Below are 13696 nucleotides of genomic sequence, written 5' to 3'. Positions count from 1 at the left end.
GACCTTTTCCACAAAACAGATCGCAGAACTTACCGGTGTTTCCGTCCAGACGGTCTGCCGGCTCCTGGACACTATTAGCTATTCTCCGCCTAAACGGCTCCCGCAAGCATCTTCCCTTGACGAATTCAAAGTCTTTTTCTCCTGAAATACAGGCATGACCTGGCAAACCATGTGAGCTGCCAGGTCATGTTTGGATTCCGCTTCCTGCGTGACGCAGGACAAAGGAGTCAATGGTTACCAGGTCTTTGTTAATGAAACACTCCACCTGATAGTAAACGGTCCGTCATCCAATTTATTAAGGTAATTATAAATAAACTGCCGGTTTTCTATTTTTTCTTCATTGTTTGACCATTTCTGGTATCCATTCATGTATGAGCGATTGAAGTCATCCCATGAAGAAAATTCAGGCTGTATCATCTTGGCAATCTCTAACTGCCTGTCTAGGCTTTCCTGTTCCGTGCAGTAGTCTACAAGATAGAACCAGGCGCTTAGCTGCATGGCGCGGCTATAGTACCAGGCTTTGGTTGAATGATCCGCATTTTGTGCGGACAGGAGCAGATTGGCCACTGCATTTTCCCCGGAGGCTCTGTCCGTTATCCCCCAATCTCTCTGGAGTAACTCTAATACACCCTCATATGAATCGAAAGAAGAATTTTTAGCATATCCCCCAAGATAGGTACATGCTCCATTATTTGATTTGGTGAGGATTGCATATGTAGCATTGAACCATTGAACAACCTCATTATGGCGATAGATATTATCATATTTATGGGCTTTTCTCACACCAATCCCGTCTTCACCAAAGTAATAATTGACCCCATTATAGAATTTTTCAATGTTGGTTTCCATATGGCCATTTCCTGCAAAACTATATAGATTTCCATCAATGCTGCAAATCTGGTCACCAACCATATATCCGTCGGAATCGAAATAATACCATATGCCTAAATCAGAAATCCAATCATTCTTTACCTTCCCTCCATCCCGGTAGAACACCCATTTTTCATTTTCTTCCCTCCATCCACCTTCAGCCGAATACTCGGATGCAAAATGTGCCTTTCCGTCAGAACCTATATTATACAGTATTCCATCTTTCTCATATGTACCGGAAGTCTGCATAATTCCTGTATTGGGTTCAAAATAATACCAATCTTCATTATATTTAAACCATCCATATTCTGCCTGTCCAATACTATCGTCTAAATAATATGTCTTTCCATTAATTGTCTGCCACCTCTTTAGCGTTCTGCCATTTTTGTCAAAATAATACCATGATATATCATAGTCGTTAAAGTAAGTATCGGAAACCGAACACAGCCACTGATTCTTTAAAAGAGTATTGTCTGATAGTTTAAACTCATCATAATATCTGGATCCCCGGCTGTATGCTAATTGACCTTCAACCTGCATGCCCATCTGGACCCCTGGTTCACCCCCGGCATAGTAATTTGTATTGGCCAGAGAAGAGAAAGAAAGAGATACTATACAAATAGTTGTGAGTAAGGTTAACTTTATGATTTTAGCTGTAATATTATTTTTAATCCACATGCCGTATGCCTCCCTGCTTTTTTACTCATGCTTTTATTGCTATTTGCGCCTAATTTGCTTATCAGTTTGTTGTATACTGATGCAAGGCAGGCGGTCGCGATGTACCACACCGCTCCTATTATGTTAATGGTTACTTGTTCACGGTTCTTCGTGATTAGAATATATAAATTGTCATCAGACATACTATGATACATATATAAAGATACATTTGCCATATAATGCATAGCTGTGTAATATTGTTTCTCGTTTTTAGGTGTAAATCCGATATACTGCGGTGGCTATAATCATACCCCCATCCCCGTTTGCAATTGCACTCAAATGCTCCTTATTAATTCTGCCGCCCAACGCCTCTAAAATACTGCTGATTTTCCGTCTGACAAGAAAATAGCTTGATTCAATCGCCATACTCAGCCTGTTTCCGGATTTCTCCTGAAAAACAGGGCGGATATCCCAACCATATGCCGGCAAGCGGTTCCTCCCCGCCGTCTCCTGGCCCTGTGACGCACCGTAACGGCCCGTGTGCCGGTTTTAAGACCCAGCTCGGAAAGATGGGCCATGAAGCGGGTATTCCAGCTCATTGAGCCGATGTGGAACAAAGGCATTTCTCCCCAAATCAGGCAATATAGCCAGGGTCGAAAAGTGTGCAGGTTAAAGAGGTTGTACTGGAAAACGCATAACCTTAGGGGACATCGCCCGTCAAAGCCGGGCGAATATATTTCATAATACAAAACGGCCAAATTTAGAAAACTTTTGGATTCATCCTTCATCACCAAAGCATGCAATTCTCTTGCTGTAAGGGTGTTAATCCTGCAAGTTACTCATATTATCCATATAAAATATCCCTCCATTAATTTTAATTCCATGGAATATTAACTGGTTTCGTTACTCCATGTTCTACCAAACCCGCAATAGCTTTCTCAACGATAGCGAAACTGCTTCATATCGTATGGAATGTCGATATCTCCATTTGTCCTGTATAGTTCCTTCTGCTAAGATTGCGATACCTGCAGGGGTTATCTCTATCTGCCCTGATACGCCAGCGGCTGCTAATATTCCGAACCCGCCGAGTGTCAGATGGAATCCTCCATGCACACTTGCCAAATCCCCTATCAGCCGACCTATTTCGAAAGCCAGAGTGTTACTTGATAAGTCACGCATGAAGTCCATGAAGGATATTGAACGCTCCTGCTCCGTCACATTCTTCATGAAGTTCACTGGCAGGTTAAATGCTGTTTCATTTTCGTATGTAGCCGCAACTGCACCATAGAGCATACTCATCAGGAAATCCATCGCACTGGCTGATACAGATGCAAGCGACTCGTTACAGCCTCCGGCCTGGGATGCCCTCTGGAGGCCTCCTAACTATCATGAGGCTGGATAATTCAAGTCATCCAGCCTTACAAATAGTCGCTTTATACGATATAAATGTTGTATTATGTATTAAGATGAAGCTATAAATACAATACAACAACCTATAAGTGCCCCAATAAAAGAAAATTTTATAATCTGTTTGGTCAGTTCATGCCCTCTCATTGCAACACCTGCCAGTATTCCTACTACAAAGGCTATATACATTAAAACATAATATAGCAAGGTGTTCAAAATTTTTATCATTATATTACTTTTCTCCTTTAACGTATTGGCTCACTTCTGTTTGACAGCAATTCTACATTTTTCCAATAGATATTCCTCCTAATACATAGACTTAGTTATTAAGAATAAAAATATTCTTTATTTTGATAAATCAACAGCTGTCCTTTCATAATTTGTTCCCTCCGGTTCTATTGTTACTACGGAACCGGGTCTTAATATTATCGGTTCTAATGATACTATTGAATCTCTTGATGAATTTGAATCAGTAATATTATCTGGGGTATGAATGACTATATCATTAGCATATCCTCCAAGCCCCATTTCTACATTCTTAATAAATTCGTTATCCATATCATCGATTAACTCCTCAAATGCATAATCATCTGCAATATAGATAGAATCTTCATATACTGAGCCGCACAAATCAACATTATAAGTTAACAAACCACTATCCACACATTTTTCTACAAAACTATAAAGAGTATTGTACCTTTCTATTAGTGTCTCCTTATTCTCCGTAATCAAAAAATTGGCATATCTTATTGTAGTTATTTGACTAACTATCTCAGAATTAGAAGACAGGTTTACCCCTATAGTTGCGATACTATCAATAGATGTCACAATAGCAACTCCTGCAGAAAATGGATTACTATATCCAGCAAGTGCCCATAAGTCACTCACGTCTGATAAACCAGAAGATATTCCTTCTTTTACCTGTTGAGCTATAGTAGTATCCATATCATATGGTTCTCCATTAACCAAAGACCCTATAAACATTTTAGAACCATTAGCTATATGTGAACCAAAAGGAAGAATCCCTACTACGTCATATCCAAAGTTTAAGATTTTATTTTCTGGTACTATACTCCATTGATCCTCATCTGGAAAATAAACTATAAATGCAGTTCTGCCACTAGTATAACTCGATTTTAATAAGTTTACATTATTATCCTGAAAACCAAGGGAAACGTGCGCCCAAAGCACGGACACGTAAGCCAAGAAATCAGATTACTACCAATGCTTAAATTGTAAGCTTATTTAAATCGAGTTATACTAGGATCAATATAATTCAGCGGGCTGCTCTTCACATAATTATACCGGTTCAGTGTCAACGGGTCTGTGATATCTCCCAGGTAGCTATCCTCACTGATGAATCCGGCTGTCTTCACGCTGTAATATCTCGCCCTTAAATACTGGGCATCCATATTGGGATTGAAGCTCTCCGCATTGTAGCTGTAGACATTGTTATACTGTGGCTTGTCAAACGTGATATCTCCAAAGGCATTATACCGGTACGACTGCCAGATATATCCATCACTTCCTGTCACACCTGTCACACTGCCTCTTGGGTCATAGGTATAGTAGCCGGTCCAGCCAGTGAAACGCTCATTGGTCAGGCGTTCATTCCCGTAGCTGTATGCCGTATCCATTATACCATTGATATTCAGCTCCATCAACACTTCCACATGGTCGCGGTTCACATCATTGACATATTCCACCAGCTCATAATCCTTCTGCTTCCCGGTGGTCTTAATCATGTCAATCAGTTCCTGCTCCAGCTCGGATACTTCGCCCGCCACCGGGAACAGGATGCCGCTCTGATTCTGGCTCCCGCCTGTATTATTGGTGTTTCCGCTGGCATTTCCGTTATTGTCATTGGTTCCTCCGGTGCTGCTGTTGCCGTTTCCATTTCCGTTGTTGCCGTTTCCGTTTCCATTGTTTCCGTTCCCCCAGCCATAATGGTTCCCATTGCCGCCGTTCCCGTTATTGCCGTTATCATTCTTTCCGGCATAGCTGGCTGCCGCATTGCTTGGTGTCGCAGTCATGGCCTGCCCGGAATCAGCGCTGTCCATGTCACTTTCTGTTGTCTCTACCTGGGCTGTTACAGTCTCCTCCTGGATTCCTAAACCTTCCGCCAGTCCTCCAAGGATTTCTTCACTGAAGAGATGCTCAGCCAATGCCTGGCTTACGCCGGCACCGAGTTTCCCCGCTTCCGGCTCTTCACCGGTAAAGAATTCTGCGATGGCTGCCGCGGCGCCCTTCTTATTGCCGTTTCCATTGCCGTTGTTGCCGCTTCCGGTGTTGTCCTTGTTGTTTCCGTTCCCATTTCCGGAATTCCCCTTCCAGTCATCATCGGTATGCAGGTTGTAGTTCAGCTGGAATATGCGGTTCCCGTCGCCGTCATAGGCCATGGCCACCAGCAGGTCGTGGGCATCACGCACTGCCTTGAGACGGTTCTCCACGCTGTACTCATAGCTCTTCTCCACCTTGCGGTTCCCATCCGGCTTGACTTCCTCTTCCAGGATCCGGTTTCCATCGGCATCATAACTATATTCCACGTTCCTGTAATGCTTCCCATCGTATTCACGGACCTTTACCATCTGGTTCGATGCATTGTAGGTGTACTCCGCGCTTTCCTGCACGCTTCCGTTCCGGGCCTTGCTGTAGAAGATACGGTTTCCCATATCATCATACTTGAACACATAGTCATAACGGCCCTGGCGGTCCTCATTCTCGGTTGCGGTCAGGAGCCTGCCGTCATCATCGTATGTGAAGGCACGTTTCGTCTCTATGATCTGGAAGTTGTAGATACCGTCCTTGTCATGTTTGTTGATATGCTTGTTGCCGTGCGGGAACAGGTCATCGTGCCAGCTCTCATGCTTCCCGTCATGCTTGTCATCCCAGGCATACGCATACAGGCTTTCAACCGCGTCCTCCGCCACGATGAACCCGCGGTCATCATAGGTGTAATCATACCGGCTGACTATCCATTCACATTCGTCGCACCGGTTGACCATGGACACGATCTGGTCCCTGGCATTGTAGGTGTTGTAGGTATTCACCCCGTTGGGGCGGTGGATTTCCGTCACACGGTTGATGGCATCATATACATAGGTGGTGACGGCGCCGGTTCGGTCTGTCACCTTTGTCAGGTTGTCATTCTTATCGTATTCATAACGGACACTCTTCCCATCCGGATAGGTGATGCTCTCCAGCTGGTCACATCCGTCATAGGCATAGGTGGTGACCTCACCGGAGCCGGTGGTTACCTTGGTAATCCGTCCAAGCCCGTCATATTCATAACTGCTGGCCCCGCTTCGGTCCATCATGGAGACACGCTGGCCCAGGACATCATAGCCATAAACCACACCTTCATTTACGGCGTTGCCGTCCCCGTCCTCATAGGCTTTCTCTACCAGGCTGTTGAGGACATCGTAATCATAGGATACCTTGTTCCCGCCATTGCTTATGTAGGAGGTCATGCGCCCCCCGATGTCATATCCCATCCGCTCAGTCCGTCCGGACGGGTCATGTATGCTGGTCATGTTGCCTTCCAGGTCATAGGTATAGGCAGTGGTGCGCTTCATGGTATCCGTCATGGAGGTCACATTCCCCATCACATCATAGGTGTAGGTAGTGGTCAGCTCACTCGGCATGGTCACACGCACCAGGTTATCCAGGATATCATAGCTGAACCGGGTCACCAGGCCATTGGTGGCCTTCACACTCAGGGTATTCCCATGCGGATCGTAGGTGTATGCTTCTGTAAGCCCCATGCGGTCCGTCACACTGGTGACACGGCTTCCCGGGTCATAGGCGGCCATGATAGTCTCCTCCAGCGGGTTCTTAAATCCTACCTGACGGTTGTCCTTGTCATACGTGTATTCATAGACGTATCCCTTGGGGTCGGTCAGTGTGGTCCTGTTATAGTTGCCATCGTAGCCCAGGCTGGTCCTGCGGTCCCCTGGCTTGGTAATGGATGAAATCTCTCCCACCAGGTTATAGGCCACTTCGGTTGCCTTGCCCTCCGGATCCACGCTCTTTGTCAGCTGGTCTACCAGGTCATAGGTATAATTCCACTTGTATCCCAGGGCATCGGTCATGCCGTTCCGGTTGCCACGTATATCATAGGTGTAGGTGGACACCCCGCCCTTGGCATTCACGGACTTAGTCAGCCGGTGCATGATGTCATACTCATAGGCAGTGGTACGGTTCAGGTTATCCGTATCCTTTACCACGTTATCCGCCGTATCATAGGTGAAGGTCCTGGTCAGTCCCAGCGGTGTGGTGATATCCGTCAGCCGGTGGACCGCGTCGTAGCCATAAGTATACTCGCCGCCGTTCTTGGCCGTCATCTTCGTCACCTGGCGGTTCAGATCCACCTCGTAGGTCGTAACATTCTTCGCCGGGTCCGTGATACTGGTCAGTTCGTCATGCTTGTCATAGGTATAGCTGGTCACGGCTCCCTTGGGGGAGATTTCCTTTATCAGGTTCCCCATGACATCATACTGGTATTCCGTAATCAGGCCGTTTGCGTCCTTACGCTTTGTCAGGTTGCCTAACGGGTCATACCGGTATTCCTCCTTATTCCCTTCCGGCGTGGTATATGCCAGGAGACGGGATAACTCGTCATACTCATACTGGGTGTTGTTACCGCGGCCGTCTGTAAACTGGGTCAGCCGGTCAATGGCGTCATAGGCGTAAGCGGTCACAGCCCCTTCCCCGTCAACGCTCCCCGTGAGGTTGCCTTTTGCATCATACTGGAAAGTCGTGGCAGCCCCTAACGGGTTCACCTTCTCTGTCAGCCGGTTGATGGCGTCATATGCATAGGTATAGACGGCCTCACCTGGCTCGGTTGTCTTAATCAGGTTGCCGACCGGATCATATTCGTATGAAGTGACCGTCCCATCCGCCTGTGTGACGCTGGTCAGCCGGTCAAGTGCATCATAGGTGTAAGATGTCGTGGCTCCGTCTGTCCCCGTCACCTGTACCAGGTGATTGAACTGGTCATACTCATAGACAGCTTCCCGGCCAATGGTATCGGTCTGCTTTATGAGGTTGCCGCTGCTGTCATATTCATACGACATCGTGTTTCCGATATTATCGGAGGCTTTTGTGATACGTCCCATGGAATCATAGGAATAACGGGTGATGACGCCTGCCTCATCCGTGCGGGTTACCATACGGTCCTCCGCATCATATGTCATAGACACGGTATCGCCGTCTGGCATAGTGGTTTTGAGCAGGTTGCCGTTCCCATCATATTCATAAAGGTAGTCATGCCCCATCGCATCCGTTATTTTTACAGTACGTTGTACGGCATCCGTTTCGTAGACAGTCTCACCTTTAAGGGCATCCATTACCTTAGATATATTTCCAACGGCGTCATATTCCATTGCGGTCACATTGCCTGCCGCATCGGTCTGGGCCAGGAGCTGCCCCAGGACATCATAATAGCAGCTTTCCGAATGTCCGTTGGCATCTGTGCCGCTTACAAGGTTTCCATTTAAGTCATACCCCAAGCCAGTAACCCCTTCCAGGGCATCCTTCATCTCCGTCAGGCGGCCAACCGCGTCATAGCCATAGGTGGCCGTATTTCCATTAGCGTCGGTTACGGCTATCTGGTTCCCAGCGCCGTCATAGGCATAGCGGGTTACGCCGCCCAGTGGGTCTTCCGTGCGGATGAGACGGTTATTATGGTCATACCCGTATTTGTACACCCGTGTTTCATCATCCTGTATCCGTATGATATTCCCGCATCCATCATAGGACAGCTCCGTCACCAGTCCGTTCCGGGCTGTCGTTGATACCATCCGGCCGGCTTTATCATATGTATATGTAACCGTACTCTTATCCGGGTACTTAACCTTGACCATATTTCCGTTTCGGTCATATTCATAACTGGTTAAGGCACCAGCCCGGTCTTTATATGAGACAGGCCGGTTGAGGACCATATCATATACAAATTCCGTATCATGTCCACGTTTATCCGTCTGTATAATGATGTTACCCGCTCCATCCAGGCTTAAGGTGACTTCATTGCCCAGAGCATCCGTATATCCTGCCATCCGGTTCCTGGAATCATATGTATAACGTGTGGTATTGCCTTTGGCATCCGTCTCGCTTACTTTGTTGTAATTAGAATCATAGGCGTAATCCAATGTATGCCCAAGGGCGTCTTCCCCTGAGATGATATTATGCATACGGTCATAGGCAAAGGCTGCCTTTGCCCCCATGGGATCCGTAATTGAGATGATCTCTCCCGCCGGGCTGAACTCATAAACAGTCTCCCCGCCATCTGCCGCCTGGGTGGATATCTCCCAACCGTTCTTATTATAAACATGGCTGGTTGTATTACCTTCCGGGTCCGTTGCGGCCAACAGACGGTTCATCTCATCATAACTGTATCTGGTTATATTACCTTCACCATCCGTTATGGACGAAGGCACTGCCTGCGTATCTTCATAACTGAAAGTTGTAGTACCGCCATTAGCATCCGTTATGGACACAATCCGGTTCAGTTCATCATAATCATACCTGGTTGTATTGCCTTCCCCGTCTGTCATGAGCAGCAGGTTCCCTGCCTCATCATATTCAAAGGTGGTCGTGTTCCCCTCATAATCCGTGGCGGTCAAAGGCAGGTTAAGTTCATTGTAGGTAAAATGGGCCTGGCTTCCATCCTGTCTTGTCTCTGTCAGTACATTCCCTTCCTCATCATATTCATAGGAAGTGGTCATGCCATTGGCATCTGTTTGTGATGCTACCCTGTTGTCAGCGGAATAGGAAGTAAGTATGGTATCGCCGTCTGCATACTCCACCTTCACGGTCCGTCCGCGGTCATCCAGATGATACAGCACATGATTTCCACGGTTATCTTTCATGATGGTTAGGTTGCGCTCGTAGGAATAGGTGCTGACATTTCCTAACGCATCTTCCTGCTCAGTGACTCTTCCTTCGCTGTCATAGGTATTCCGTATGAACATGGAATCATTCTCATCATACCATGCCGTCATGTGGTTGGCATCGTCGTATTCATACCTGCGCACACCGCCCTCCGGGTCTGTCACGGAAACAAGGTTATCCTGGTCATCAAATTCATAGTGGATTGTCCCGCCATCCGGAAGTGTGATATCGGTAATCTTCCCGTCATCATCCTGTGCAATCTCAAAAATCTTACCTGAAGGTGTGATAATCTGGCGCAGCTGATAAGCGCTGTCGTAGACATAAGATGTCTTATAGCCCTTCCTGTCCTTCTCAGTGACAAGGAGGCCGTATGCATTGAATATCTTGACACTTCCGTCCGGCTGTGTGATTTCCCATCCGATGGAAGGTTTAACGGCTCCGGTCTCTTCCCCGTCTTCCTCATCCTCAGCAGGTGTCATTTTCATAGCCGCGGAGGACGGGCTGGCTGTGCGGTATTCAGCAGATAACGGACTGGCTATACGGATTTCACCTTCCGCATCACCTGGGAACCCTTCTTCCTCCTCATCCTCGTCATCCGGGTTTTCCATGGTTGAAACTTCAATTGAATCGACCGGCATCAGGGTATAATCATAGCCATCAGGCCCCTTGTATGTTCCATCCCCGGCCTTTTTGAATATGATTCCCTTACCATCCTCCCTGGAATAGAATATCCTTCCATCCTCCAGGACCATGATTTTCTCGCCTGCAAGGGTACTCCAGCCCTTTCCGAATTCAGAACGGAAGAATGGGTTCTTTGAGTTATAACTCCTGGAGATTTCAAAGGTGCCGCCTAAGTCCTCTATGGACGCATCGGTATGCTCCATGTAATAGGAGCCGGACGACATGTTAATCGGGTCACCGCCGAAGTCATAACGCGGGTCATAACCGCCCAGTATGGCCTCCAGCAGATATTTCTCCAGCTTATCCTTAGGAATCTTAAATGTGTATGGGACATCCGTCAGAGGTTTCCTGATAAAGAGGATATCCCCGGCCGTTGTAAGCTGCCCCGCTGTCATCTGATTATCTTTTTTGATTTGACGGATTAGGATTCCATAATGCTTCGCTATCCTGGCAATATCGTCTTTGACCTGCACTTCATATAACAGGAATTCATCCGAAGTCTTTAAATCGCTGGTTTCAGTCCCATCCCCTAACGCGGGGCTGCCTTCCTCATCCTCGATTACTTCCTTTCCTTCCCCCTGTGCTGTTATGTAATATTTTGTATCTGTCTGAAGATTTTCTGTCATGAAAGCAGGGTCACCCTGCCAGTTGCCCTCTAAGTATCCGAAATTGATACAGTCATCTGATACCTTCCGGAAATCCGGATACGCCAGGGAATCTTCAGCCGTCACGCCGCCTTTGTCTGTCTCATTATCCCCTTCCGCTTCGTAAAGGTTATATGTAATCTCAGAACCTGCCTGTGATATTCCCCATGGTACGACGCCTAATGTGCTTCTGCCGCCTGCGTCACTTGGCATGACGCCTGGGTCAACATTCAGGGTAAACTCGCTCATCGGAAGGGTTAATAAGTCCTTGTCATTTAATTCTCCGGACCAGGCCACTTCCAGCCTCGGCCCATATTTCGCGTTCCAGCCATTATAAATGGTTTCAGCCCACATGACATCTTCAATGGAGTCTTTGTAAGGTAATTCTGCAAGCACCTTCAGCATCAGGCCATGACGCGTAGAGGGGTCCCGCAGCCATTTATCATATGCTTCCGTGATGTTAAAGGACATCGGCTTTGCTTCACCTTCTGAGTATTGATAATCACCCAGCTGCGGCAGGTCCCCGCCATTTAAGGCCTTATCTATCTCACCGTTATGCATCGTATACCAGCTTATTGTTTCCTGGTTCCAGGCGCGCTCTGGTGCAAGTGCAATAAACGCACTGCGCTGGACCGTATCCTTTGTCATCACATAAACAGTCAGCTGGACATCGTTGACGGATGGACCATCACCATTCTCATCCCGTCTTGCCATTAAGGATTCCCAGTCAGGACTTATCTCCATAAAGGCCCGGCAATATCCGTAATCCTCTGAGTAACCGACCATTGTATGGCCATTATCACCAAAGTAGGTTTTAGGTACGCCAGATCCCACCATGGCATATGCAAACTGGGATGGTGTTACAAGGGTGGTTCCCGGGTCAATGCGGACCGGGTATTCCCTCGCCTCACTTTCCAGCCATTTACGGTCCGGTTTGATGGTGACTGTCTTAGAGGATGAATCATAGGACAGCTTCACCTTATCAGTAGCGCACCCTGCCGCATCGACCATCATAGGAGCCGTCAAACGGAACAGAGGATCGCTGGCGCTTGCGTGATAGGCGATAACCGAATTACCTTCTTTCTTGAATTTAAGGCTTCCGGACTTAAGCTTGTAAGAAAAGCTGTCCTTTTCCTGCTTCTCCAGCAGGATGATATCCTCCTTCACAGTGCCATTCAGGATGGTATACTGGACATCCACGTTCTCATACACATCGCTATAACGGATTGCATTATCCCCCACACAGCTTAAGGTATAATCCCCACCCTCCGGTATTATTTCAAGGGAATCACTGCCTTTTGAGATGGTATACCCGCGTCCGCCGCTCATCTTTTCAGGCAAAAGCACGTTTATCGGCCCATCCTCATTCCGGTAAGTTGTCCCACCGGATACCATGCTTCTCATCCTCCTGGCGTTGGAACCTGTGGCCACGGATATTTCCTCATCCTCCACATCAGCCTCGGTCAGCATGTTGTTGGCCTCAAGGACCTCTCCGCTTTTATCCTGATACAGTCCGGAATACCCGCCAATGACAGTCACATACTCCCCATCGCCGGTTTGGTAGGTACGGTATCGGTCATTAAACTGGACCAGCTCTCCTTCCGGTTCTTCAATCAGGTCATCATAAAAGTCTTCTGGTTCTCTGGCCTCCTTTTCATCCTCTGGCTTCGAAAGAACCTCGGCAGGTAAGGTTTCCAGCTCTGCTTCTGTACTTTCTGGCACATCAGGTCCGGCAGGTCGATTACCGCCTGCTCCGCCGCTATGGCTGCCGTTCTCATCCGCTTCTTTGGATTCTTCGGTTTCTTCTGTAGATTCCTTGGTTTCGTCCTTACTTTCATCTGTATTGCTTCCAGTCTCTTTATCTGCACCACCGGACTCCTCTTCTTTTCCGGTTTCGGAATCACCGCCGGACTCCGAACCATCGCCGTTTTCGGAACCTCCGCCGGACTCGGAGCCATTGCCGGTTTCGGAACCTCCGCCGGACTCGGAGCCATCGCCGGTTTCGGAATCACCGCCGGACTCGGAGCCATTGCCGGTTTCGGAACCATCACCAGACTCCGAACCATCGCCGGTTTCGGAGCCTCCGCCGGACTCCGAACCGCCCCCTGACTCGGAGCCTCCGCCGGATTCAGAACCTCCGCCGGACTCGGAGCCTCCGTCAGGTTCGGAACCGCCAGTTCCAGAACCGCCTCCTGACTCTGATCCATCACTGCCAGAACCGTTGCTATCAGAATTAGAGCTACTGCTACCTGAATCATTGCTGGTATCGGAGCCGCTGTCATTGCCAGCCCCATCACCACCCCCGGAATTTCCCAGGTCACTAATACCTACTTCGTTCAGGGTAAGAGCCGTCGGCCTGGCAAAAGACACATAACGTGGCCTGTTATGAATGGCCTCCGCCCCATAGGCTATCAGCGGCACCATATTGGGCGCCATCAAAGTAGTTACCAATAAAAGACTGGCAGCCCTTCCTGCTAATTGTCTACATCTTTTCCGTTTTCTCACAAAACATCCCCTCTTCTTTTGTACATAAACACTTAGTTAAA

General features: G+C 47.7%; 7 protein-coding genes. All 7 read right to left on the bottom strand.

Going from position 1 to position 13696, the window contains the following annotated elements:
- Positions 1-234: 234 nt before the first annotated feature.
- The 7 genes from LA360_RS17375 to LA360_RS17345 all read right to left on the bottom strand — a co-directional run bounded on the left by LA360_RS17375 (position 235) and on the right by LA360_RS17345 (position 12176).
- Positions 235-1548: a DUF1266 domain-containing protein gene (locus LA360_RS17375; RefSeq protein WP_112481436.1), complete on the bottom strand. Its 1314-nt coding sequence runs from the start codon at positions 1546-1548 to the stop codon at positions 235-237.
- A gap of 249 nt (positions 1549-1797) precedes the next feature.
- Positions 1798-1953, bottom strand: a complete 156-nt coding sequence (locus tag LA360_RS17370) for a hypothetical protein (RefSeq protein WP_160116301.1) — start codon at positions 1951-1953, stop codon at positions 1798-1800.
- Between the two features lie 2 nt (positions 1954-1955).
- A complete protein-coding gene (locus LA360_RS17365; protein WP_160116300.1) occupies positions 1956-2126 on the bottom strand; it encodes a hypothetical protein in 171 nt (56 codons plus the stop codon).
- Between the two features lie 316 nt (positions 2127-2442).
- Entirely contained in the window at positions 2443-2838 is a 396-nt protein-coding gene (locus LA360_RS17360; protein ID WP_112481434.1) for a hypothetical protein, read from the bottom strand.
- A gap of 150 nt (positions 2839-2988) precedes the next feature.
- Complete coding sequence (locus LA360_RS17355; protein ID WP_155245153.1) at positions 2989-3162, bottom strand: hypothetical protein; 174 nt, start codon at positions 3160-3162, stop codon at positions 2989-2991.
- A gap of 117 nt (positions 3163-3279) precedes the next feature.
- The gene (locus LA360_RS17350; RefSeq protein ID WP_225537595.1) at positions 3280-4125 is read right to left on the bottom strand and encodes a hypothetical protein; all 846 of its coding nucleotides are present in this window, start codon (positions 4123-4125) and stop codon (positions 3280-3282) included.
- 50 nt (positions 4126-4175) lie between these two features.
- Positions 4176-12176 (bottom strand): DUF6531 domain-containing protein, encoded by an 8001-nt coding sequence (locus LA360_RS17345; protein ID WP_416824153.1) that lies wholly within the window; start codon positions 12174-12176, stop codon positions 4176-4178.
- Positions 12177-13696: the final 1520 nt, after the last annotated feature.

It is taken from the genome of Enterocloster clostridioformis, from assembly GCF_020297485.1.
Lineage (GTDB): Bacteria > Bacillota > Clostridia > Lachnospirales > Lachnospiraceae > Enterocloster > Enterocloster clostridioformis.
Note: the sequence above shows the minus strand (reverse complement) of the source record. Positions and strands in the feature narration are given on the sequence as shown.